21 protein-coding genes are annotated in these 22,293 nt (G+C 73.8%); 6 read left to right on the top strand and 15 right to left on the bottom strand.

Annotated elements, in window-relative coordinates; all coding sequences use genetic code 11:
* Positions 1-67 precede the first annotated feature (67 nt).
* Positions 68-928, top strand: a complete 861-nt coding sequence (gene folP, locus ACH4FX_RS17020) for a dihydropteroate synthase (RefSeq protein ID WP_398479607.1) — start codon at positions 68-70, stop codon at positions 926-928.
* A gap of 70 nt (positions 929-998) precedes the next feature.
* On the opposite strand, the gene ACH4FX_RS17015 is transcribed toward folP, so the two are convergent.
* Together ACH4FX_RS17015 and dapE are read right to left on the bottom strand one after the other, a co-directional pair.
* Complete coding sequence (locus tag ACH4FX_RS17015) at positions 999-1,751, bottom strand: TIGR00730 family Rossman fold protein (RefSeq protein ID WP_398479605.1); 753 nt, start codon at positions 1,749-1,751, stop codon at positions 999-1,001.
* Positions 1,752-1,862: 111 nt separating this feature from the next.
* On the bottom strand, positions 1,863-2,954 hold the full coding sequence (gene dapE / locus ACH4FX_RS17010; protein ID WP_398479603.1) for a succinyl-diaminopimelate desuccinylase: 1,092 nt from the start codon (positions 2,952-2,954) through the stop codon (positions 1,863-1,865).
* A gap of 41 nt (positions 2,955-2,995) precedes the next feature.
* Here dapE and ACH4FX_RS17005 point away from each other — a divergent pair, with 41 nt between their 5' ends.
* Both ACH4FX_RS17005 and ACH4FX_RS17000 read left to right on the top strand, forming a co-directional pair.
* Positions 2,996-4,024, top strand: coding sequence for a heavy metal transporter (locus tag ACH4FX_RS17005; protein ID WP_398479601.1), 1,029 nt, complete (start codon positions 2,996-2,998; stop codon positions 4,022-4,024).
* 450 nt (positions 4,025-4,474) lie between these two features.
* Positions 4,475-5,044, top strand: coding sequence for an ATP-binding protein (locus ACH4FX_RS17000; RefSeq protein ID WP_398479599.1), 570 nt, complete (start codon positions 4,475-4,477; stop codon positions 5,042-5,044).
* Positions 5,045-5,141: 97 nt separating this feature from the next.
* On the opposite strand, the gene dapC is transcribed toward ACH4FX_RS17000, so the two are convergent.
* Together dapC and fdxA are read right to left on the bottom strand one after the other, a co-directional pair.
* Positions 5,142-6,239 carry a succinyldiaminopimelate transaminase gene (dapC, locus tag ACH4FX_RS16995; RefSeq protein ID WP_398479597.1) on the bottom strand — a complete coding sequence of 366 codons (1,098 nt, stop codon included), beginning with the start codon at positions 6,237-6,239 and terminating at the stop codon, positions 5,142-5,144.
* 132 nt (positions 6,240-6,371) lie between these two features.
* Entirely contained in the window at positions 6,372-6,692 is a 321-nt protein-coding gene (gene fdxA / locus ACH4FX_RS16990) for a ferredoxin (RefSeq protein WP_018089397.1), read from the bottom strand.
* A 139-nt stretch (positions 6,693-6,831) separates the two neighbouring features.
* Between fdxA and ACH4FX_RS16985 the strand changes: the two genes are divergently transcribed.
* Both ACH4FX_RS16985 and ACH4FX_RS16980 read left to right on the top strand, forming a co-directional pair.
* Positions 6,832-7,842 (top strand): GNAT family N-acetyltransferase, encoded by a 1,011-nt coding sequence (locus ACH4FX_RS16985; RefSeq protein ID WP_398479595.1) that lies wholly within the window; start codon positions 6,832-6,834, stop codon positions 7,840-7,842.
* A 17-nt stretch (positions 7,843-7,859) separates the two neighbouring features.
* The gene (locus ACH4FX_RS16980) at positions 7,860-8,714 is read left to right on the top strand and encodes a tetratricopeptide repeat protein (protein ID WP_398479593.1); all 855 of its coding nucleotides are present in this window, start codon (positions 7,860-7,862) and stop codon (positions 8,712-8,714) included.
* Here ACH4FX_RS16980 and ACH4FX_RS16975 read toward each other — a convergent pair.
* From ACH4FX_RS16975 to ACH4FX_RS16925, 11 genes are all read right to left on the bottom strand, one after another.
* The gene (locus ACH4FX_RS16975) at positions 8,681-9,844 is read right to left on the bottom strand and encodes a PP2C family protein-serine/threonine phosphatase (protein WP_398479591.1); all 1,164 of its coding nucleotides are present in this window, start codon (positions 9,842-9,844) and stop codon (positions 8,681-8,683) included. The genes ACH4FX_RS16980 and ACH4FX_RS16975 overlap by 34 nt on opposite strands.
* A 110-nt stretch (positions 9,845-9,954) precedes the next feature.
* Positions 9,955-10,593, bottom strand: coding sequence for a response regulator transcription factor (locus ACH4FX_RS16970; RefSeq protein WP_398479589.1), 639 nt, complete (start codon positions 10,591-10,593; stop codon positions 9,955-9,957).
* A gap of 104 nt (positions 10,594-10,697) precedes the next feature.
* Positions 10,698-10,889 carry a hypothetical protein gene (locus tag ACH4FX_RS16965; RefSeq protein ID WP_398479587.1) on the bottom strand — a complete coding sequence of 64 codons (192 nt, stop codon included), beginning with the start codon at positions 10,887-10,889 and terminating at the stop codon, positions 10,698-10,700.
* A 136-nt stretch (positions 10,890-11,025) separates the two neighbouring features.
* The gene (locus tag ACH4FX_RS16960) at positions 11,026-12,261 is read right to left on the bottom strand and encodes a sensor histidine kinase (RefSeq protein WP_398479585.1); all 1,236 of its coding nucleotides are present in this window, start codon (positions 12,259-12,261) and stop codon (positions 11,026-11,028) included.
* A complete protein-coding gene (locus ACH4FX_RS16955) occupies positions 12,258-12,995 on the bottom strand; it encodes an ABC transporter permease (protein ID WP_398479583.1) in 738 nt (245 codons plus the stop codon). The genes ACH4FX_RS16960 and ACH4FX_RS16955 overlap by 4 nt, the downstream gene beginning before the upstream one ends.
* Positions 12,992-13,951, bottom strand: a complete 960-nt coding sequence (locus tag ACH4FX_RS16950) for an ABC transporter ATP-binding protein (RefSeq protein WP_398479581.1) — start codon at positions 13,949-13,951, stop codon at positions 12,992-12,994. Before ACH4FX_RS16950 ends, ACH4FX_RS16955 begins: the two co-directional genes overlap by 4 nt.
* Before the next feature lie 132 nt (positions 13,952-14,083).
* A complete protein-coding gene (locus ACH4FX_RS16945) occupies positions 14,084-15,400 on the bottom strand; it encodes a serine hydrolase domain-containing protein (RefSeq protein WP_398479579.1) in 1,317 nt (438 codons plus the stop codon).
* Positions 15,401-15,687: 287 nt separating this feature from the next.
* Complete coding sequence (locus ACH4FX_RS16940; RefSeq protein WP_398479577.1) at positions 15,688-17,919, bottom strand: hypothetical protein; 2,232 nt, start codon at positions 17,917-17,919, stop codon at positions 15,688-15,690.
* 164 nt (positions 17,920-18,083) lie between these two features.
* Positions 18,084-18,608, bottom strand: coding sequence for a DUF6113 family protein (locus ACH4FX_RS16935; RefSeq protein WP_398479575.1), 525 nt, complete (start codon positions 18,606-18,608; stop codon positions 18,084-18,086).
* Complete coding sequence (mshB, locus tag ACH4FX_RS16930; protein ID WP_398479573.1) at positions 18,605-19,561, bottom strand: N-acetyl-1-D-myo-inositol-2-amino-2-deoxy-alpha-D-glucopyranoside deacetylase; 957 nt, start codon at positions 19,559-19,561, stop codon at positions 18,605-18,607. Before mshB ends, ACH4FX_RS16935 begins: the two co-directional genes overlap by 4 nt.
* Before the next feature lie 123 nt (positions 19,562-19,684).
* On the bottom strand, positions 19,685-19,879 hold the full coding sequence (locus tag ACH4FX_RS16925; protein ID WP_398479571.1) for a hypothetical protein: 195 nt from the start codon (positions 19,877-19,879) through the stop codon (positions 19,685-19,687).
* Positions 19,880-20,111: 232 nt separating this feature from the next.
* Between ACH4FX_RS16925 and ACH4FX_RS16920 the strand changes: the two genes are divergently transcribed.
* On the top strand, positions 20,112-22,274 hold the full coding sequence (locus ACH4FX_RS16920) for a prolyl oligopeptidase family serine peptidase (protein WP_398479569.1): 2,163 nt from the start codon (positions 20,112-20,114) through the stop codon (positions 22,272-22,274).
* Positions 22,275-22,293: the final 19 nt, after the last annotated feature.

Below are 22,293 nucleotides of genomic sequence, written 5' to 3'. Positions count from 1 at the left end.
TGGCACTGATCGTGCCATGCGGGTGCGACCGTTAGGGTCGCTGGCGGACCAGGAAGAGGGAGAAGCGATGCTGCGGCTGGGGAATCGGGAGTTCACTGCGCACGAGCCGGTGATCATGGCGATCGTGAACAGGACCCCGGACTCCTTCTACGACCAAGGGGCCACCTTCAGCGACGAGCCCGCGCTCGCCCGGGTGGAACAGGCGGTGGCGGAGGGCGCCGCGATCATCGACATCGGCGGGGTCAAGGCGGGCCCGGGCGAGGAGGTCAGCGCCGCGGAGGAGGCCCGGCGCACGGTCGGCTTCGTGGCCGAGGTGCGCAGGCGGCATCCGGACGTGGTGATCAGCGTGGACACCTGGCGGCACGACGTGGGCGAGGCGGTCTGCGAGGCCGGCGCCGACCTGCTGAACGACGCGTGGGGCGGGGTGGACCCGAAGCTGGCCGAGGTCGCGGCCCGCTACGGCGCCGGGCTGGTGTGCACCCATGCGGGTGGTGTCGAGCCGCGGACCCGCCCGCACCGGGTGGCGTACGACGATGTGATGGCGGACATCCTGCGGGTGACGCTGGGCCTGGCCGAGCGCGCGGCGGAGCTGGGCGTACGGCGCGACGCGATCATGATCGATCCGGGGCACGACTTCGGGAAGAACACCCGGCACAGCCTGGAGGCGACCCGCCGGCTCGGCGAGATGACGGACACCGGGTGGCCGGTGCTGGTCTCCCTGTCGAACAAGGACTTCGTCGGCGAGACGCTGGACAAGCCGGTCAAGGAGCGGCTGCTGGGGACGCTGGCGACGACCGCGGTGTCGGCGTGGCTGGGCGCCCAGGTCTACCGCGTCCACGAGGTCGCCGAGACCCGGCAGGTACTGGAGATGGTGGCCTCGATCGCGGGCCACCGGCCCCCGGCGGTGGCCCGCCGGGGGCTCGCGTAGCGCGGGCGGGCGGTCCGGCCGGCCGCCCCGGCCATCGCTGGGAGGCGCCCGGGGCGCTCCGCCCGTTCGGCTACTTGCCGGTCTCCTTGGACACCAGCGCGACCGCCTCCGCCACGTCGTCGGTGACGTGGAACAGCAGCAGGTCGTGCTCGGACGCCTTGCCCTGGGCGACCACCGTGTCGCGCAGCCAGTCGACCAGGCCGCTCCAGTACTCCGTACCGAAGAGCACGATCGGGAAGCGGGTCACCTTCCGCGTCTGGACCAGGGTCAGCGCCTCGAAGAGCTCGTCGAGGGTGCCCATGCCGCCGGGCAGCACGACGAATCCCTGTGCGTACTTCACGAACATCGTCTTGCGGACGAAGAAGTAGCGGAAGTTGACGCCGATGTCGACGTGCGGGTTCATGCCCTGCTCGAAGGGCAGCTCGATGCCCAGGCCGACGGAGACGCCCCTGGCCTCCCGGGCGCCCCGGTTCGCGGCCTCCATCACCCCGGGCCCGCCGCCGGTGATCACCGCGAAGCCGGCCTCCACCAGCGCCCGGCCTAGGGCCACGCCCGTCTCGTACTCGGGCGAGCCGACGGGGGTACGGGCCGAGCCGAAGACGCTGATGGCACTCGGGAGTTCGGCCAGCGCGCCGAAGCCCTCCACGAACTCCGACTGGATGCGCATGACCCGCCAGGGGTCGGTGTGCACCCAGTCCGTGTCCCCCTCGGCGGTGTCCAGCAGCCGCTGGTCCGTCGTCCCCCGCTGCACCTGGTCGCGCCGGCGCACCACCGGTCCCAGCCGCTGTTCGTCCCACGCCCGCTCTTCCTCGGGGATGGCCATATCGTGCTCCCTCCGCTGCCGGTCGGTGTCCGGCAAGGGTAGATCGACGCAGGTGGCGGGCAGGGCAATTCCGGATGCCGGGAAGCATCAGGGGCGGGTGTACCCGGTGCGCTACGCGGTGAGCCAGGCCCGCAGGCGCTCCTCGCAGTGCCGGATGCGGTCGGTGGCGACCCTTTCGTCCTTCTTGTGCGCCAGCAGCGCGTCCCCGGGGCCGTAGTTGACAGCGGGCACGCCCAGCGCGCTGAACCGCGCGACGTCGGTCCAGCCGAACTTGGGCTTCGCGGTGCCGCCGACCGCCGCCATGAAGGCGACGGCCGCGGGGTGCGACAGCCCCGGCAGCGCGCCCGGCGAGTGGTCGTCGACGACCAGCTCGGCGACGCCGCAGTCCGCGAAGACCTCGCGGACGTGGTCGAGCGCCTCCTGCGCGGAGCGGTCGGGCGCGTAGCGGAAGTTGACGGTGACCGTGCAGGCGTCGGGGATGACGTTGCCGGCCACGCCGCCCTCGATCCGTACCGCGTTCAGGCCCTCGCGGTATTCGAGCCCGTCGATGACGGCCCGCCGTGGCTCGTACGCGGCCAGGCGGGCGAGGATCGGCGCCGCCGCGTGGATGGCGTTGCTGCCCATCCAGCTGCGCGCCGAGTGGGCCCGCTCGCCCGCGGTGCGCAGCAGGACCCGCAGGGTGCCCTGGCAGCCGCCCTCCACCTGGGTGTCCGAGGGCTCCAGCAGGACGGCGAAGTCGCCCGCGAGCCAGTCCGGGTGGTGCTCGGCCAGCCGGCCGAGGCCGTTGAACTCGGCGGCGATCTCCTCGGCGTCGTAGAAGACGAAGGTCAGGTCGCGGTTGGGCGCGGGGACGGTGGCGGCGATGCGCAGCTGTACGGCGACGCCGGACTTCATGTCGGTGGTGCCGCAGCCCCACAGGACGCCGTCCTCGTCGAGCCGCGAGGGCACGTTGCCGGCGATCGGCACGGTGTCCAGGTGGCCCGCCAGCACGACCCGCTCGGCATGGCCCTGGTTCGTCCGCGCGACCACGCAGTTGCCGTCCCGCTCCACCGTCAGGTGCGGGAGCGCGCGCAGCGCGTGTTCGACGGCGTCCGCGAGGACCTTCTCGTCCCGGCTGACGGACGGGATGTCGACGAGCTGCGCGGTCAGCTCGGCCGCGTCGCGGGAGAGGTCCAGTGCGGGGGTCTGCGTAGCGGGCTCCATGGGTCCGACCCTACCGGCGGCCCTCCAGTACCGTTGGCTGCGTGTCCCCCCAGCCCACCGCTCCCACCCGCAGCAAGCGCCTCCTGCGTACCGGCGCGGCCTTCGCCGTGCTCGTCGGGCTGGGGGTGTACCTCCTCGTGCAGTACGTCACCGGCGGCCCGGGTGCGCCGCGCTGTTCGGTACGGGCCGCGGACGGCGGCGAGCCGTACGAGATCTCGCCGGAGCAGGCCGCGAACGCCGCGACCATCGCGGCCGTCGGCTCCTCGCGCGGGCTGCCGGAGCGGGCCGTGACGATCGCGCTGGCGACCGCCATGCAGGAGTCCGGGCTGCGCAACATCGGCTTCGGCGACCGCGATTCGGTGGGGCTGTTCCAGCAGCGGCCGTCGCAGGACTGGGGGACGGTCAAGCAGATCATGGACCCGGTCTACTCGGCCGGTGAGTTCTACACGCACCTGGTCAAGGTGCCGGGCTATTCGCGGCTGCCGCTGACGGTGGCCGCGCAGAGGGTGCAGCGCAGCGGCTACCCGCAGGCGTACGCCAAGCACGAGCCGGACGCCGCGCTGCTGACCGGCGCGCTCACCGGGCGCGACGGGGCGGCGATGACCTGCTCGGTGAACCGTCCGGCGGACGAGAAGCACCCGGGCGGCACGGAGCAGGTGCGCAAGAAGCTGGTGCGCGAGTTCGGGCCGGACGTCCTGCCGCGCACGGGCGGGGCCGCGCCGGACGGCGGCAAGGGCGGTGCCGGGGACGGCGACCGGGTGCTGACCGTGCCCGCCGTGCGGCCGGACCCGGCCGGCGGCGACGGGGACGAGAGCGCGGTGGCGCACCGGCCGCCGGGCGGGGGCCAGGCCGGCGGGGCCGCGGCGGGCGGCGACGGTTCCGGGAACGCGCGGCGCGGCTGGGAGCTGGCCACCTGGGCGATGGCCCACTCCGGCGAATTGGGCATCGAGCAGATTTCCTACGCCGGGAAGATGTGGTCCGCGGCCGATTCCGGGAAGGCCTGGCAGCGGGCCACCGGCGAGGCAGCGCGCACTTCGGGTACGGACGTACGGATCGTCACCGGGCGGTGAGGTCCGGCGGCCGGCCGCCGGGAGACCGGGAAGCGCCCGTCCGGCCCGGCGCCGGGCCCGCTGCGGCCCGCCGCGCCCGTAACCCGGACGGCCGCCCCGCCGTCAGCACGGGCGTCACCGAGCAGCCGTCCGGCGGGTCGCTCGGTCGAGTTAACGGCGTCAATCGGGCGCAGCGGGGGCCACAGGGTCGCCGACGAGATCACTCGAATGGCATGGACCCCGCCTGAACACAGAGGCGTGACGTTTCGGCACCGTACTGCGTCCGGCGCAGTTTGCCCGGTTTCATCCGGAGCAGATTATGTGACCCCTCACCGATTCTTTACCGGCGGCGCCGCAACCTTCGCGGGTCTGGCGCGGTAGTCACGTCGTGCGCCCGGCAGCCACCGCGCCCCGCCGGCGGACACGGCACGTCTGTCAGAAGAACCAGTCCCTCTCCGTAAAAGGAGCACCATGTCCCTCCCCCTCTCGCGCCGGATCGCCCGAGCCGCGCTGCTGGTCGCCGCCGGCGCAGCCCCCGTGGTCGGTGCGGCAGGCTCCGCGAGCGCCGTGGAACTGCCGAAGGCCGCCGATCTGGGCGGCCTGACCGCGGTGGACACCGCGAGCCTCGCCGACACCGCGGACGGCGCGGTGCAGGGCGCCGGCGACCTCGCCGGCGAGACCGGCGGGAACGCCGCCGAGGCCGGTGGCAAGGTCGTCCGCAAGGCCGTTCCGGCGCTGAGCAAGTCGGCCGGCAAGACCACCGGCAAGACGCTCAAGGAGACCGCCCCGGCCGCGAAGGAGGCCGCCAGCAACGCCGCCGGCGACACCGCGGACAGCGCGGGGGACATCCTCACCGACACCCTGCACACGGCCACCGAGGACGGCCTGCCGACCGACGGCCTGACCGAGACGCTGCCGGGCGACGGCCTGTCCACCGACGGCCTGACCGACTCGCTGTCCACCGACGGTCTGGCCCAGGCGGTCGGCGACAGCGGCCTGGCCTCGGACCTGCTGCCGACGAACGGGCTGCCGATCAACTGACGGAAGGGCCGCACCGCGCGAAGCCCGGAGCGGACGCCTGCGCAAGGCGTCCGCTCCGGGCTTCCGTGTGCCCGTGGCCGGAGCCACGGGCACCGGCTCACTGCGCCAGGCGCCGTACCGCCGCGTCCACCCGCTCGTCGGTGGCGGTGAAGGCGACCCGTACGAACCGCTCCCCCGCCCTCCCGTAGAAGTCGCCCGGCGCCACCAGGACGCCGCGCTTGGCGAGGTCGGCGACGGTGTCCCAGCACGACTCGTCGCGCGTCGCCCACAGGTAGAGCGACGCCTCGCTGTGCTCGATGCGGAAGCCGGCCGCCTCCAGGGCCTCGCGCAGCGCCGTGCGGCGGCGGGCGTAGCGCTCGCGCTGCTCGCCGACGTGCTCGGTGTCGCCGAGCGCGGCGATCGTGGCGGCCTGCACGGGCGCGGGGATCATCATGCCGCCGTGCTTGCGGATCTGGAGCAGCTCGCCGAGGACCGCGGCGTCGCCCGCGAGGAACGCGGCGCGGTAGCCGGCCAGGTTGGAGCGCTTGGACAGCGAGTGGACGGCCACGATGCCGTCGTACGAGCCGCCGCAGACGTCCGGGTGCAGGACGGAGACCGGGTCGGACTCCCAGCCCAGTTCGATGTAGCACTCGTCGCTGAAGAGCAGGACGCCGTGCTCGCGCGCCCAGGCGACCGTACGGCGCAGCTCGCCGGCGCTCAGCACGCGGCCGGTCGGGTTGGACGGCGAGTTGAGCCACAGCAGCCTGAGGCCGGCCGGGTCCAGCTCCCAGGGGTCGTCGTAGACGACCGGCTCGGCGCCCGCCAGGCGCGCGCCGACCTCGTACGTGGGGTAGGCCAGGCGCGGGTGGGCGACGCGGTCGCCGGCGCCCAGGCCGAGCTGGGTCGGCAGCCAGGCGACCAGTTCCTTGGAGCCGACGACCGGCAGCACGTTGGTGTGGGCCAGGCCGGTGGCGCCGAGGCGCTCGCCCGCCCAGCCGGTGATCGCGTCGCGCAGCGCGGGGGTGCCCCACACCGTGGGGTAGCCGGGGCTGTCGGCGGCGTCCGTGAGGGCTTTTCGGATCAGCGGGGGCACGGGGTCGACCGGGGTGCCCACGGACAGGTCCACGATGCCGTCGGCATGCGCGGCCGCCGTGGTCTTGTACGGCTCCAGCCGGTCCCAGGGGAAGACCGGAAGACGGGATGAGACGGTGCCCACGTTGCTCTCTTTCCTCACGTTCCTCTGGCTGCACAGGGCTGGAAACGCCTCGGCCCCGTGCGGCGTCGGCATCCCGGTCTCAGGTGACGGGGAGGCCGGCCGTACGGGACCGGGGCGGCGCCATGCGGCCGCTTACTGGTTCTGCGGCGGCAGCGCTGCGATGAAGGGGTGGTCGCGCTCGATCAGGCCCAGCTTGCTGGCACCGCCGGGCGAGCCCAGCTCGTCGAAGAACTCCACATTCGCCTTGTAGTAGTCCTTCCACTCCTCCGGGGTGTCGTCCTCGTAGAAGATCGCCTCGACCGGGCAGACCGGCTCGCAGGCGCCGCAGTCGACGCATTCGTCCGGGTGGATGTACAAGGACCGGGAGCCCTCGTAGATGCAGTCGACGGGGCACTCCTCGATGCATGCCTTGTCCTTGACGTCGACACAAGGCTGCGCGATGACGTAGGTCACGCTGTCGTTCCTCCTCGGTAGGGCTGGCGGACCGATTGGCAGTTCCGCCGCGGGGCGCGCGGGAGCGCGGCGTCGTCGATGCCCGCACCTAGTATCTCCGTTCCCGGGCAGGAGACGAACAAGAGGGGCGGGTAGAGCCGTGGAATTCACTACCGGCGGACGGTTGGAGGTCCACATCACCCGTGCTGACGTGGGCAAAAGGGTATCTGTCCGGCGCTTGAGCGGCGCTGGGGAGGGGACCGCGAAGTTCACCGACACGGTTGGCGTTCTCACATCCTGGGACGACGGTGTGCTGAGCATCACACGCCGGAACGGAGAGACCGTCCGGATCTCCGAGGCCACGCTGGTCGCGGGCAAGACGGTGCCCGCGGCGCCGGCCCGCCGCCGCTCCCCCGCGACGAGCGCGCCCGAGCTGGACCGGGTGGCCGCCCGCGGCTGGCCGCCGGTGGAGAGCGCGTGGCTGGGCGAGTGGCAGCTGCGGGCCAGCGCGGGCTTCACCCGGCGGGCCAACTCGGTGGCGGCCCTGGGCGATCCGGGGCTGCCGCTGGACACCGCGCTGGAGCGGGTCCGCGCCTGGTACGCGGAGCGCTCGCTGCCCGCCTACCTCCAGGTCAGTACGGGCGCCCCGGGGACCCAGGAGCGGCTGGCGGCCGAACTGGACAGCCGCGGCTGGACGCGCGAGGTGTCGGCCGAGACGCGGACCGCCGCGCTGGCCCCCGTCGGCGATCTGGACGCGGACGTCTCCCGGGTGGCGCTCGCCCGGGAGGTGGACGCGCGGTGGCTGCGCCGCTACCAGCGGGCCGGGGTGCCCGGGCCGGAGGTGCTCCAGGTCCTGCACGGCGGCCCGTCCGTGTGGTTCGCGAGCGTGCCGGACGAGGCGGGCGAGGTGATCGCGATCGGGCGTTGTGTGGTGGACGGGCGCTGGGCCGGGTTCGCGGCCGTCGAGGTGGACGGGGCGCACCGGCGGCGCGGGCTGGCCTCCGCCGTGATGGCGGCGCTCGCCCGCAAGGCCCTGGACGAGGGCGCCTCGGCCGCGTACCTCCAGGTGGAGACGGACAACCACGACGCCCGCGCGCTCTACGACCGGCTGGGCTTCGGCACGCACCACCACTACCACCACTGGCGCGCCACTCAGGGAGGCCCGAGCTGAACGGGTACGAACCTCGTATGCACCCGGAGCCGGACGGAGACGGCGCCTCCGCCGAGCGGCGGCGGCGGTTCGCCGAGGCCGCCCGCGACGAGCGGCCGGACCTGGCCCGGCTGTGCCTGCTGATCGCGGCGGAGGCCGACCCCGCGCTGGACGAGGCGGGCGCGGACGCGGCGCAGATCGAACTGGACGCGCTGGCCGGGCGGCTGCCGTACGCCCCGGCCGGGGGCCCGCGCCCCTGGGCCCGCAACGTCGCCGAACTGCTCGGCGCACGCCTGGGCTTCCACGGCACGCCCGCCGACTACCGGCGCCTGGAGTCGTCACTGCTGCACGAGGTGCTGCGGCGCCGGCGCGGCCTGCCGATCCTCCTGTCGGTGGTGTGGATGGAGGTCGCGCGCCGGGCCGGTGCCCCGGTGTACGGGGTGGCGCTGCCGGGCCACTTCGTCGTCGGCTTCGGTGACCCGTACGGCGCACACGTCCTCGCCGATCCCTTCGACGGCGGGCGGCTGCTGACCGACGAGGACGCGGAGGTGCTGGTGGCGGGCGCGACCGGGGCGCCGCCGACCGAGCAGATGCTCACGCCGGCCGATCCGCTGGACATCGTGCTGCGCATCCTGAACAACATCCGGGCGTGGGCGGCGGCCCGGCCGGAGCACACCGCCGTACAGCTGTGGGCGGTCGAGCTGTCCCTGCTGCTGCCCCGCCATCCGGCGAGGCTGCGCCACGACCATGCGCAACTGCTCGTGCAGCGCGGCGACTTCCTCGGCGGCGCGGCCGAACTGGAGGAGTACGCGAAGGTGGTCGAGGCGGTCGATCCGGCCGCCGCGGCGACGGTGCGCCGTCAGGCGGCGGCGGCCCGCGCCATGCTCAACTGATCTTGCGGGGCCCGGGCGGTGGCGTCCGCGTCCGGCCGCGGTGCGGTGTGCGGGCGGCGGCGCACGATCAGGACGGTCGCGTCGTCCTTCAGCTCCCCGCCGGTGAAGCGCTCCAGGTCGGCGCGGAGGGTCCGGGCCAGTTCCGCGGGTTCCAGGTGCGTCCAGCGGGCCAGCCGGCCGGCCAGCGGGTAGAACTCGCCGTCCGCGCCGCGCGCCTCGGTGACGCCGTCGGTGCACAGCACGATCCAGTCGTCCGCCACCGGCTCGACGGCCACGCTCTGCCGCGCCTCGCCGGTCAGCCCGCCGAGTCCCAGGGGCAGACCGCCCTCGCCGTCGGTGCGCTCGGTGATCTGGCCGTTCCGTACGAGGTAGTACGGGATGTGGCCGCAGGACAGGACGTTCGCGCGGTCCTCGCCCCGCACCTCCAGCAGCAGCGCGGTGACGAACCGCTCCTGACCGCCTCGCTCGGCGGAGCGGGCGTTGTAGCGGCACAGCGCTTGTTCCATGCGTTCGGCGACGGCTTCGAGAGTGTCCTTGTATTGGGCCGCCTCCCGGAAGGAGGCCAGCACTTCGTGCCCGGCGCCGATCGCGGGCATGCCCTTGCCCTGTACGTCGCCGATCACCAGCCGCAGCCCGTGCGGCGTCTCCACGGCCTCGTAGATGTCCCCGCCGACCCGGGCGCCCTCCTGGGCGGACACATAGAACCCGTACGCCTCCAACGGGCCCGCCCGCAGCGGCAGCTCGCGCAGCATCTCCCGCTGCACTGCGTCGGCGACCATGCGCGTACGGGCGTACAGCGCCTCCCGGTCCAGCCGGGTGCGGCACAGCACCAGCGCGAAGACGGCCACCAGCACCGCCCCGAAAACGCCGACGGCCTTGCTGGCCACGGACCACTCCGGCACGAGCCGGAGCTGGATGAGCAGCTGGCACAGCAGGTACACGGCGGCCACCGCGGCGGTCCACCGGTAGGTGCAGCGCAGCGCGCCGATCAGCGGCGCGATCCCCATGAACAGGGCGAAGTGCAGCTGCGGGCCGGTCACCGCGTCCACCAGGGTGATGGCCAGGGTCGCGATGATCAGCAGCACCGCCACACCGCGGTCGCGCGCCGGGGATCGCTGGAAGGTCGTCACCTTTCCAGCCTGCGTCCGCCGTACCGGCCGGCCCAGGGTCGAAGGTCCTGGTGGGGGCGGGGCGCGGGTGAGACTCCTTACAGGGCGCGGGCTACAGCACGGCGGGCGGGCTACAGCCAGCCCTTGTCGCCGGCCGTGCGGACGGCCTCGGCGCGGTTGCGGGCGCCCGTCTTCTGAATGGCGGTGGACAGGTAGTTGCGTACCGTGCCCTGGGAGAGGCACAGAGCGGCGGCGATCTCCGCGTTGGTGGAGCCGTCGGCCGCGGCGCGCAGCACGTCGCGCTCCCGGTCGGTGAGCGGGTTCGCCCCGTCGGCCAGGGCCGCCGCCGCGAGCGCCGGATCGATGACCCGGTCGCCGCGCAGCACCCGCCGTACGGCGTCCGCCAGCTGCGCGGCCGGGGCGTCCTTGACCAGGAACGCGTCGGCGCCGGACTCCATCGCGCGGCGCAGGTAGCCGGGCCGCCCGAACGTGGTGAGGATGACGATCTTGAGCGCCGGGAACTCGGCGCTCAGCAGGGCGGCGGCGTCCAGCCCGCTGATACCGGGCATCTCGATGTCGAGCAGCGCGACATCCACAGGCTGCTTCCGCACCGCGTCGAGGACCTCGTCGCCCCGCGCGGCCTGGGCCACGACCTCCAGGTCCGGTTCCAGCCCCAGGAGCGCGGCCAGCGCCTCGCGGACCATGGACTGGTCCTCGGCGAGGAGGAGGCGCACTGTCTTCACGGGCCGGCCGTCGCACGGGTCAGTCATACGGACCACCCTAGCCAGCCGAAGAAACCCCTGGTCACCCCGGGCGAACGGACGGGAACGCGACGGCGGGACCGCCCTGGTCGCGGCGGCGCTCCGGGCAGACCCTAGACGTAGTAGCGCCGGTGCTGCGGTGCCGGCTCGAAGGTCTGCCGGCAGCCGGAGCACCACCAGTGCCAGACCTCCTGGCCCCGCCCCGAGTCGCTGGTGTCCTTCCACAGCCTGCGCCGGTCCCGGCAGGTGGGGCAGCCGGGCGGCGCGAGGGGGCGGACGACGGCCCGCGGGTCGATGGGTGGCATGGCGCCAGCCTGCACCGCCCCCGGCGCCGGTGCGCCGGTTCCCGCGCCGGGCCACTCCATCGGGGGGAGCGGGGGCGGGCGCTCCCGTGCGCCGGAGCCGCCGGTGGCCGCCCGGCCGGGGTGCGGACGCCGGCTGTCACGCCCCGGACGGGCTGTGGTCCGCGGTGCGGGTGGTGGCGCCGCTCACCGGCGGGGCGCCGAGCGGGACGTACGCGCGCAGGACGAAGCCGCGCCCGCGCGGCGCGGTGCCCGTCTCCAGCCGGCCGTCGGCCAGGGCGAGGCGTTCGCGCAGGCCGCTGAGGCCGTTGCCGTCGTGTGCGCCGCGGGCCGGGCCGGTGCCGTCGTCGGTGACGGACAGGCACAGGTAGCGCCGTTCGTCGGCCTCCCATTCCTCGGTGAGCAGCACCTCGCAGCGGCCGGCGGAGCTGTGCCGTACGACGTTGGTGACGGCCTCCCGCAGCGCCCAGGCCAGGGCGCCCTCCCCGTCCTCCCCGAGGCCCCGGTGCTCCTGCTCCAGGGCCGGGTCGAAGTCCGCCGTGATCGCGGCGGTGCGCAGCGCGGCGCGGGCCCCGGCCAGTTCGACGGTGAGGCGGGGGCGCCGGTAGCCGGTGACGGCCTCGCGGACGTCCACCAGGGCCTGGCGGCTGACCCGTTCGATGTCGGCGACCTGCTGGGCCGCGGCGTCCGGGGTGCCGGGCAGCATCCTCCCGGCCAGCTCGCTCTTGAGCGTGATCAGGGAGAGCGAGTGGCCGAGGAGGTCGTGCAGGTCCCGGGCGAGGCGCAGCCGCTCCTCGTTGGCGGCGAGCCGGGCGACCTCCTCGCGTGCGGCGCGCAGCTCCTGCATCGTACGGATCATGTGCTGCACGCCGACCATCGCGAACCCGCTGAGCAGGCAGGGCAGGGCGTACGCGAAGAGGTAGACGTGCACGTTCGGATAGCGCAAGCCGATCAGTACGAGGACGCAGGTCAGCGCGGGGATGGCCCACCGTGAGATGCGGAAGGGCTGGGTGACGCCCACGGAGACGCTCGCGAAGGTGAAGAGCACCAGCCAGTTCGGGCCGATCTCCCAGGCCAGCAGGGCAGCGAGCGCCACGATGACGAACACGGCCGCCCGGACCAGGCCGTCCGGCATCGGCCGGTGCGTCATGTGCCGGAAGACCAGCGCGAAGTAGACGGCGATGAACGCCAGGAGACCGGCCCAGCCCAGTACGTCGTCCGCCGGGGACAGCTCTCCCCCGGCCAGGTCCCCGATCGGGCCCGACAGGTACAGGAACCAGATGACGATCCAGACGGACTTCGCCAGCGCCTGTCTGAGGGTGCGGGGAGCCCTGCCGAACATCACCGGGTTGGGGTCGGTCTCCGGTTCGTTCATGCCGTGCGGGTGTCCTTCCGGTAGAGCCAGGCCGCGCCCCCGGCGAAGACGACCAGGTAGCCGACGAGGATGGCGATGTCCTTGACGTGCGGGGCGCTCCCGGCCTCGACGGCGGTGCCGAGCGCGGCGTACGCGTGGGTGGGCAGCCACTCGGCGATGTTCTGCACCCACTGCGGCAGGATCGTCAGCGGCATCCACAGCCCGCCGAGGAACGCCAGCACGAAGTAGACCATCATCGCAATGGGGCGGACCGCGTCGCCGCTGGCCAGGTAGCCGATGGCCACGCCGAGCGCGGCGAAGACGAAGCTGCCGAGCCAGGTGCCGACGAGGATGGCGGCCCACTGCCAGACTTCCAGCCGTACGCCCTTGACCGTGGCGCCGACGAGCATGACCAGCAGGATCGACGGCAGGCTGATCGTCGCGGCGGAGCCCATCTTGGCGGCCACGTAGCCGCGGCCGGGCAGCGCGGTCAGCCGCAGCTGCCGCACCCAGCCCTTCTCACGCTCCTTGGCTATCGCCTCGCTGTTGCCGATCAGCACGGCGGTCATCGCGCCGAACGCCGACATGGCGACCATGTAATACAGGCCCATGTCCAGGCCCAAGCCCGGGATCGGCTTGCTGTCGGCGCCGCCCGCGATGATCAGGTAGAGCACCGGCGGGTAGATCACCGAGAAGAACATGAACTTCTTGTTCCGCAGGGCGCGGACGATCTCCAGCTTGATCAGAGTGGTCATCGTGCCGCCTCCTCGGCGGTCGCTGCGTCGGTGATGGCGATGAACGCCTGCTCCAGGCCGAGACCGGCCACTTCCAGGTTGCGCGGGTACAGGCCGAGGCCGTAGACGGCGTGCATCGTCGCGTCGGCGTCCTGCGACTGGATGCGTACGGTGCGCCCGGAGACCTCCAGGGAGGTCAGGCACGGCAGGCCGCGCAGCGCCTCCCGGTCGGCCGGACCGTCCAGGTCGAAGGCGATGCGGCGGGCGCCGGCCCGCGCCTTGATCTCGGCGGAGGTGCCGTCGGCCAGCACCCGGCCGCGGTGCAGCACGATCACGCGGTCCGCGATCTCGTCGGCCTCTTCGAGGTAGTGGGTGGCGAACAGCACCGTACGGCCCTGCTGGGCCTGGGCCCGCATGGTGCCCCAGAAGGTCTGCCGGGAGGAGACGTCCATGCCGGTCGTCGGCTCGTCCAGCACGATCAGGTCGTTGGCGCCGGCCGTGGCGAGCGCGAACCGCACCCGCTGCTCCTGGCCGCCGGAGAGCTTGTCGACCATCCGGTCGGCGATCTCGGTGATCCCGGCGGTGGCCAGGATCCGGTCGACCGGGTAGGCGTGCGGGTGCAGGTCGGCGGCGAGCCGGACCAGCTCACGGACCTTGACACCGCCCATCAGGCCACCGCTCTGCAGCATCGCGCCGACCCTGCCCTGCTCGATGGCGCGCTGCGGGGTGGTGCCGAACAGCGACACGGAGCCGGTGTCGGCGTTGCGCAGGCCCAGGAGCAGGTCGAGGGTGGAGGACTTGCCGGCGCCGTTGGGGCCGAGGAGCGCGACGGTCTCGCCCGGGTACAGCTCCAGGTCGAGGTCGGCCACCGCCCGTACGGAGCCGTAGTTCTTGCTGACCTTCCGGAAGCTGACCACGGGCGCCGGGCCCGCGCGGCGCCCGGCGGACCGGTCTGTGGTGGTGGCTGTGCTCGTCATGTGATCCAGCCTGCCGGTGGCGCGGGGGTGTCCGGCAGTGTCGGGTGTCGTGACTCCGTGATGACAGATGTCATGGGTGGAGTCCCCTAGGGGAGCGGTCCGGCCGCGCTCCCCGGCGGTGCCGCGGGCGGATCAGCGGCTTCGCGGGCCGCAGAACTCGGCCTCGACGACCCCCGCGTACGAGGACGCGTCGCCCAGCCAATCGCCGTTGATGTTGAACGTCAACTGGTGGCCGCCGTCCCTGGTGCCGACGACCCCGGACACGGAGCCGTTGGCGCGGCCCGTCTTGCCCACCACCGTCACTCCGCAGGAGAGGGTGACGGACTCGATGCCGAGCCCGTAGCGGAAACCTCTGACCTCCGCGGGCACGGTGGTGAACATCTGCCGGGTCGCCGCCGGGCCCAGCAGCTTCCCCCGGAGCAGCGCCCGGAAGAAGGTGTTCAGGTCGCCGGTGGTGGAGATGACGTCGCCCGCCGCGCCGAGCCACGACATGTTCTGTTCGGTGGCGTCCACGACGGGCGCGCCGGGCTGCCGCTGCCGGAGCCGGGAGTACGCGGTCGGGTGCGGCAGCGGCATCTGGGGGCGCAGGCCCGGGAAGGAGGTCTCGCGCAGCTTCAGGGGGGTCAGGATGCGCCGCTGGACCTCGTGGGCGTACGAGTGGCCCGTCACCTTCTCGATGACCATCCCGGCGACGACGAAGTTGGTGTTGCTGTACGAGGCGGGCGGGGTGGGCGGGTCGGACGGCCTGGCCGGAGCGGATGAGGTGGACGAGGTGGACGAGGTGGCTGTGGCAGGTGAGGTGGCCGAGGTCCTGTCCGGAGTGCTGTGCGGGGGCCGCTTCATCGCCAGGGCGACCAGCTCTTCGGGGCGGTAGGTGTCGTAACGGTGCTGGAGGAAGCCGGGACCCGAGGTGCGGCGGGCGAACTCGGGGTCGGCGGTGTAGTTGAACAGGCCACTGGTGTGGTTCAGCAATTGACGCAGCCGGATGGCGCGGCCGTCGTTGCCGTTGCCGCGCACCAGTCCGGGAAGCCACTTCTCGACGGTGTCGTCCAGGTCCAGCTCGCCCTCCTCCTCCAGCTGGAGGAGGACGGTGGCGATGAAGACCTTCGTGATGCTGGCCGCGCGGAAGTGGTCGGCGCGGGTGCGTTCGCGCCCGGTGGCGGTGTCCGCGTGACCGGCCGAGCCGAACCACCGGCCGTGCGCGTCATCGACCTCGGCGGCCACCCCGGGCAGGCCGCCCCGCTCCACCACGGCGCGCAGCGCGTCCTGTGTCGCCCGGTGGCCGTCCGGCCGGCGGTCGGGAGTCGCGGCGCCGGCTGCGGGCCCGGTGGCGAGCACGGCGGTCACCGCCATGGCGAGGGCCGTCGCACGGGTGCCGGAGGCGCGACGGGTGGGGGTGTGGGTGGCGGGCTTGGCGGTACCGCTGAGGCGGTGGGTTCCGAAAGGCATGACCGGGACGCTATGGCGCGCCGGGACCACGCAGTAGCGACGAAAGTAAGGGCCGCGACCTGACGTTCGGGGGGTGTCCGAGTGCCCTTCGGGGGGCTCGCCGACCATGGACCGGACCAGGCACGTGCCCGTACGCCGTCGAGCCGGCCCCGTACGACGGTACGGGGCCGGCTCGACGTGACGCGATCAGCTCGACGTGACGGGTCCGGTTCTCCGTGACGGGTCCGGCTCGTCGTGACCCGACCGGCTCGACGTGACGCACCCGACGCGACGCTTCCGGCGCGGGATCAGCCCGTCGTGGCCCCCTCCACCTTGGCGATGCGCTTCTGCGGTGCGGGCGGGGCGGGCTTCCTGAGTGCCTGCTGCATCGCCGCGGCGGCGTGCTGCGGGGTCATCTTCACCTTGCCGGCGCCGCCGTCGATCATCACGTTGTCGAAGGCGTGGCCGTACTTCTCCTCCAGCTTGGCCAGGTCTATGACCGGCTGGAGCTTGCCGTCGGGGGCGGCCGTGAAGGACAGCAGCTCGCCGATGGAGCGCTGGCTGAACGGCACCTCGACGCCGCCCGCCGACAGGTAGACCCACCCGGAGACGGCCGGCTCGGCCATCTCCTTCATGGCCCGGTCGACCTCCGCCTTGCCCGCCTTCGGCTGCTGCTCGACGGCGGCCAGCACCACCGGGGTGTTCTTGCCGGTGGCGGCCCGGTCGAGATACGCCTTCTCGATCTTGCTCTTGGACGCCTTGACGTCCACCGCCTTGTAGGGCGTGCCGTAGTGCGGGACCGGCTTGCCGTTCTCGAAGGTGATGCTGCCGTCCTTGGCGGCGCCCGCCGGGCCCGCCACCGCCTTGAGCGCGACGTCCAGCTTCTCGTCGTCGGTGACCAGCGCGGGCTCGGCCGTCCGGGTGCCGCCGAACAGCGAGCCGATGACGGAGACCGGGTTGTAGTCACGCCCGGAGGCGTCCCGGACCGTGGCCTGGGTGTCGATGTTCAGCCCGGCCTTGGCCGGCACGAGCGTCTGCTCCTTGCCGTCCACGGTCAGCTTCAGCGGCTCGGTGCGGGCCTTCTGGACGGCCGCGTCGAGCTTCTTGACGGCTTCCTCCTTGGTGGCGCCGCCGATGTCCACGCCCAGCACGGTGGTGCCGTTGGGCACGTCGGCGTGGTCGAGCAGCAGCCCCGCGCCGTACGCGACGCCCGCCAGCACGACGACCGCGACGCCCAGCAGGACGACCTTGTTGCGCCCCTTCTTCTTGGGGTTGATCGGCTCGGGGATCTTGGGGCGCGGCGGGGCCGGGGTGTCCTGGCCCGCCCCCGGTCCGGACGGGAAGCCGCCGGCGGGCGCCGGGCCGCCGTCCGCGGGCACCGCCGGGATGCCGCTGACCAGGGTGTCACTGGAGATCTGGTCCCCACCGCGGTCACCGGAACGGCCGGAGCCGCCGGGCGTACCACCGGGGAACCCGCCGCCGTCCGTCCCGGCAGACGTACCACGGGGGAACCCACTGCCGTCCGCCCCGGCAGACGTGCCACCGGGGAACCCGCTGCCGTCCCCACCGGGGAGCCCGCCGTCCGTCCCGGTGGGCGCGCCGCCGGGCACACCGCCCGCGATGCCGCCGGTGACGCCGATGCCGCCGCCCGCGCCGGCGGGCGGGGCCGGGGGCTGCGGGGTGAGGAGCGCCGTGTCGTCGGCCGCGGCGGGCCCGCCGTCCGTGCCCGGGGCGGGGAAGCCGGACGGCCGGTCGAAGGACACCTCGCCGGTGGCCGGGCCGGTCGTCGGGCCGCTGGGGCCGCCGCGCCCGTCGGTACGGCCGGAGCCGCCGGGCGCGTCGAACGGGCTGGTCCCGCCCTGCTCCCCGGGCCCGTCGAACGGGTTGGCGGGCGCGTCGAACGGCGACGACGGGGCCGCGTCGAACGGCGAGCCGCCGTCCTGCCCGGGCGCGTCGGAGAAGAACGGCAGGTCCGTGCGCGGCTGGGAGCCGGCGGCCGGGGTCTGCGGCGGGGCGGCGCCGGACCGGTCCGCCGGGGTCGCGGGCGGGGCGGCCGGGGAACCGGCGGCGGCCGTGGTCGGCTTACGGGGCGAGAACCAGTCGCTGGTCTTCTCTGCCGGAGCGCTCTTGGCGCCGTCGGACCCGCCCGCGTCGGGCTTGCGGGTGCTGCCCGTGCGCTCGCCCCCGGCGGCCCCCTTGTCGGACGAACCCTTCCCGGACGCACCGGACATACCGGACACTCCAGGCGCGCCGGGCGTACCGGACGTGCCGGAACCCGACGATCCGTTAGCGCCGGACTCCTCACCGACGGGCTTGCGCACGACCACCGGCGGAATGGGGCGGGACCCCGGAATGTTGATCTTGATCCGCGTGGTCAGCGTGGTCTCGGTCTTCGGCTCCTCCGGCTTCGCCGCGGCGTCGGCCGCCACTGCGTCGTCCGCCTCGGACCGAGGCGTTCCGTACGGCGGTGTCCCCGACGGGTACGCGGCACCGCCGCGCCCCTGGGCGCCGGAGGACGAACTGTCAGATTCACGACTCAAAGCAGGTTCTCCCGGTTGGCTCCGCCGCTCGTCAGTAAGGTGCTTGGGCGGCTCGGCGGCGCGCACCACCATACTGTCCGCCGTCGGCGGACACCCGGGGAGCGGACCGACGGCCCGGCCCCGGACCGCCGTGCGGTACTGAAAATGATCTCTCCGGCCGGTACTTACCTGCCAAGTCGGGCCGCTTGTGCACCGTTGGCCCGCATCTGCGAACCGGTGGCACAGATCACAGCGAGCACGATGCCGCCCACGAGGAAGACGTACGTGCCCACGCCGGCCCCGAAGAGGAAGTCGCCCTCGGGGCGGGAGTCGCTGAGCAGGATCACCGTCACCAGCCAGCCCGCGCCCGCCGCCAGCACGCCACCCGTCCGGCCCAGCGCCAGCGCGCTCCCGTAGAAGAGGCCGCCCGCCCCCGCCAGGGCCAGCAGCAGCCCGCCGGGGAACCACGCGGCCTGGACGAGCCCGCCCGCGATGGCCACCACCGCGCCCAGGAGGAACAGCAGGACGTACCCGGCCACCCGGCCGGGGCTCAGCGGCGCGGCGAGACCGCTGCCGGGCGCCGTGCCCGCCCTACCCCCCGTACCGGTGTCCGCCGTCGCTTTCCGGCCACCTCCGCCGGCGGCCGGGGTGCCCGCCTTCGGCCCCTTGCCCCCTGTCGTGGCCCTGGTCCGCTTCTTCGCGCCGCTCATACCGCCGTCTCCTTCTCGTCCGTGCCGCGCCTTTCGTCCGCGTTGTGTCCCGCGTCCTCTCCGCCGTCCGGCAGGCCCGCGAAGAGATCGTCCTCACATTCCCCTTCCGCGGCGCCGGACGTGCCGTGTACCAGCTGGTAGTGCTCGGTGGCGAACAGCGGCTGCCCCAGGTCGTTGGAGAGCGCGAAGAAGGGGCCTTCGACGGCGATCTGCGTGGCGTGCGCCCGCATCGCCGCGGCCTTGGCGGCCCCGTGGCGCTCCCCGCCGGCGATCGAGGCGGTCACCACGGCATCGTCCACGACGCCCGGCACGTCGGCCACCTCGGCGACGCCGGGGAAGGACGGGCCCGCGGCACGCAGCCGCGCGAAGCCCGCCTCGACCGCCGAGCGCGGGTTGCGGTTCCAGTAGATCTTCGCGATCCGGTGCGGCGCGCCCAGCTCCGGGCGGAAGCCCGGGTCGGCGGCGAGGTCGGCGGCGCGCATCGCGACGCGGTGCGCCTTGATGTGGTCGGGGTGGCCGTAGCCGCCGTTGTCGTCGTAGGTGACCAGCACCTGCGGCCGGATCTCGCGGACCACGGCGACCAGGTGGCCGGCGGCCTCGTCCAGGCCGGCCTGCCAGAAGGATTCCGGCCGCGCGTTCTGCGGCGCGCCCATCATCCCGGAGTCGCGGTAGCGGCCCGGGCCGCCCAGGAAGCGGTGGTCGGTGACCCCGAGCGCCGTCATGGCGGCGGCCAGCTCCCCGGCCCGGTACGGACCCAGCGCGTCGTCACGGTCCGGCGCCAGATGGGCCAGCTCCGGCGGGATGACCTCGCCCTCCTCGCCGCGGGTGCAGGTCACGAGCGTGACCAGGGCACCCTCGTCCGCGTACTTGGCCATCGTGGCGCCGTTGTTGATGGACTCGTCGTCCGGGTGCGCGTGCACGAGCAGCAGCCGGCGGGCGGGAAGGTCGGTCATGGGACCAGCGTACGAGCCGGGCGGCCGGGACTCGGCACCCGATCCGGCCCACCCGGCCCGTCCCCCGTTCCGGGCCCTGCCCGCCCCTCGCGGGCGGACGGCGCAGGCCGCGCGGGAGGGCGGCTAGAACTTGAGTCCGTTGAGCATGCCCGCGACGTTCGTCGTCAGCTGCTTGATGGTCGGGCCGACCGACGAGCTGGCCAGATAGAACCCGAGCAGCATGCACACCAGCGCATGCCCCGTCTTCAGCCCGGACTTCTTGACGAGCAGGAAGACGATGATCGCCAGCAGCACCACCGCCGAAATCGAGAGTGCCACGGCGGCTCACCTCCAAGTACGCACGGTCCGGACAGCGTTGGAACGTCACGGGGCTGCCGGCCGGCGGCCCCGCGGGCACGGGGAAGTCACGCTCCACTCCCATACCCACTCCGCGGAGGGGATCATAACTTTCCATGCTCGCGCATATGTCGGTGCACGGGAGCAGAACGGGGGCGCACGCGATCATCGCGCGTGCGGCCACGGCCGGGCGCGGCCCCGTAGGCTCGTCCGCATGACCGGACAGCTCTCCTTCCCCCGGCAACACGCCCGCACCCAGCGCTTCTCACTGGGCGCGCCACGCGGCTTCGCGGTCGCCCCGGACGGCTCGCGCGTCGCCTTCCTCCGCTCCCGTACGGGCACCGATCGAGCGAACCTGCTCTGGGTGCTGGATCTTGACGACGGACGGGAGTACGCCGCGGCCGACCCGCGGGCCCTGCTCGCCGGCGCGGACGAGGAACTGTCCGCCGAGGAGCGGGCGCGCCGCGAACGCACGCGCGAAGGCTCGTCCGGCGTGGTGGGGTACGCCGTGGACGCCGCGGTGGAACTCGCCGCCTTCACCCTCTCGGGCCGGCTGTTCACCGCCGAGCTGCGCGCCGGCACGGCGCGTGAACTGCCCGTTCCGGGCCCGGTGGTGGACCCCAGGCCGTCGCCCGACGGACGGCACATCGCGTATGTGTCACAGGGCCGGCTGCGGGTCGTGCCGGCCGAGGGGACGCCGCGGGAGGACGGCGGCGCGGGCGACCGCTCGCTCGCCGAGCCGGACGGCCCGCACGTCACCTGGGGCCTGGCGGAGTTCATCGCAGCCGAGGAGATGGACCGGCACCGCGGCTTCTGGTGGTCCCCGGACAGCGACCGGGTGCTCGCCGCGCGGGTGGACGACGCGCCCGTACGGCGCTGGTGGATCGCCGACCCCGCGCACCCGGACCGGGAACCGGCGCAGGTCGCCTACCCGGCGGCCGGCACCCCCAACGCCTCGGTGGGGCTGGCCCTGCTCGGCCTGGACGGCTCCCGCACGGATGTGACGTGGGACCGGGAGCGCTATCCGTACCTGGCGCGGGTGCACTGGTCGGCGGCGGGCCCGCCCCTCCTGCTCGTCCAGTCCCGCGACCAGCGCGCGCAGCGCTGTCTGGCCGTCGACACCAAGACCGGCGCCACCAGCACGCTGCACGCCGACGAGGACCCGCGGTGGGTCGAGCTGACCTCGGGGGCGCCCGCCTGGACGCCGGACGGGCGCCTGGTGCGCATCGCGGACGAGGGCGGCGCGCGCCGGCTGTTCGTCGGCGACCGGCCGCTGACCGCCGCGCCGCTGCACGTCCGCGCCGTCCTGGACATCGGCGAGGACGACGTGCTGTTCTCGGCGTCCGGGGAGGACCTGCACGACATCGGCGTCTACCGCGCCTGGTACCGGGGCAGCGGCGACCAGGGCGGCTGGGAGCGGGTCGGGCAGCGCCCCTACCCGTCCGTGTCCTCGGCGGTGCGCGGCGGCACCGTGGCGGTGCTCTCGCACGCCTGTCTGGAACGGCCGGGGGCGCAGACGGAGGTGGTGCGCCTGGAGGCGGACGGCGGTGAGACCTGGCTGGCCGGGATCGGCTCGTACGCCGAGGTCCCGGTGCTCGCCACCGCCCCGCAGCTCGTGTCGTCGGGCGAGCGGCGGATTCCGTGCGCGGTGGTGCTGCCGACCGGCTACCAGGAGGGCGACGGGCCGCTGCCGGTGCTCATGGACCCGTACGGCGGGCCGCACGGGCAGCGGGTGGTGGCCGCGCACAACGCGCACCTGACCTCGCAGTGGTTCGCCGACCAGGGCTTCGCGGTGATCGTCGCGGACGGACGGGGCACCCCGGGCCGCTCCCCCGACTGGGAGAAGGCCGTCCACCGGGACCTGGCCGCGGTCGCGCTCCAGGACCAGGTCGACGCGCTGCACGGGCTGGCCGGCCGCTTCCCGCTGGACCTGGACCGGGTGGCGATCCGGGGCTGGTCGTTCGGCGGCTACCTGGCGGGGCTGGCGGTGCTGCGCCGTCCCGATGTCTTCCACGCCGCCGTCGTCGGCGCCCCGGTGACCGACCTGCGGCTGTACGACACCCATTACACGGAGCGCTACCTGGGCCACCCGGACGAGGAACCGGCCGTCTACGCCGCCAATTCGCTGGTCGGTGACGACGGCCTGGTGGACGCGGCGGAGGAGCACCGCCCGATGATGATCGTGCACGGCCTCGCGGACGACAACGTGGTGGTGGCGCACTCCCTGCGCCTCTCCTCGGCGCTGCTGGCGGCCGGCCGGCCGCACGAGGTGCTGCCGCTGTCGGGCGTCACGCACATGACGCCGCAGGAACAGGTGGCCGAAAATCTCCTGCTGCTGCAAGTCGACTTCCTGAAGAGGTCCTTGGGCCTCCGGTGAACCCGGCCGCCCGGCAGCA

This window comes from Streptomyces sp. NPDC018019, from assembly GCF_044327805.1.
Lineage (GTDB): Bacteria > Actinomycetota > Actinomycetes > Streptomycetales > Streptomycetaceae > Streptomyces.
The sequence above is the reverse complement of the archived record's forward strand: the minus strand, read 5'-3'. Positions and strand labels throughout refer to the sequence as shown.

What these genes read in the sequence shown, in the direction of transcription:
- folP (WP_398479607.1), top strand. Translation starts at nt 68, where the DNA reads ATGCTGCGGCTGGGGAATCGGGAGTTCACTGCGCACGAGCCGGTGATC.
- ACH4FX_RS17015 (WP_398479605.1), bottom strand. Translation starts at nt 1,751, where the DNA reads ATGGCCATCCCCGAGGAAGAGCGGGCGTGGGACGAACAGCGGCTGGGA.
- dapE (WP_398479603.1), bottom strand. Translation starts at nt 2,954, where the DNA reads ATGGAGCCCGCTACGCAGACCCCCGCACTGGACCTCTCCCGCGACGCG.
- ACH4FX_RS17000 (WP_398479599.1), top strand. Translation starts at nt 4,475, where the DNA reads ATGTCCCTCCCCCTCTCGCGCCGGATCGCCCGAGCCGCGCTGCTGGTC.
- ACH4FX_RS16980 (WP_398479593.1), top strand. Translation starts at nt 7,860, where the DNA reads ATGCACCCGGAGCCGGACGGAGACGGCGCCTCCGCCGAGCGGCGGCGG.
- ACH4FX_RS16970 (WP_398479589.1), bottom strand. Translation starts at nt 10,593, where the DNA reads ATGACTGACCCGTGCGACGGCCGGCCCGTGAAGACAGTGCGCCTCCTC.
- ACH4FX_RS16965 (WP_398479587.1), bottom strand. Translation starts at nt 10,889, where the DNA reads ATGCCACCCATCGACCCGCGGGCCGTCGTCCGCCCCCTCGCGCCGCCC.
- ACH4FX_RS16960 (WP_398479585.1), bottom strand. Translation starts at nt 12,261, where the DNA reads ATGAACGAACCGGAGACCGACCCCAACCCGGTGATGTTCGGCAGGGCT.
- ACH4FX_RS16955 (WP_398479583.1), bottom strand. Translation starts at nt 12,995, where the DNA reads ATGACCACTCTGATCAAGCTGGAGATCGTCCGCGCCCTGCGGAACAAG.
- ACH4FX_RS16950 (WP_398479581.1), bottom strand. Translation starts at nt 13,951, where the DNA reads ATGACGAGCACAGCCACCACCACAGACCGGTCCGCCGGGCGCCGCGCG.
- ACH4FX_RS16945 (WP_398479579.1), bottom strand. Translation starts at nt 15,400, where the DNA reads ATGCCTTTCGGAACCCACCGCCTCAGCGGTACCGCCAAGCCCGCCACC.
- ACH4FX_RS16935 (WP_398479575.1), bottom strand. Translation starts at nt 18,608, where the DNA reads ATGAGCGGCGCGAAGAAGCGGACCAGGGCCACGACAGGGGGCAAGGGG.
- mshB (WP_398479573.1), bottom strand. Translation starts at nt 19,561, where the DNA reads ATGACCGACCTTCCCGCCCGCCGGCTGCTGCTCGTGCACGCGCACCCG.
- ACH4FX_RS16920 (WP_398479569.1), top strand. Translation starts at nt 20,112, where the DNA reads ATGACCGGACAGCTCTCCTTCCCCCGGCAACACGCCCGCACCCAGCGC.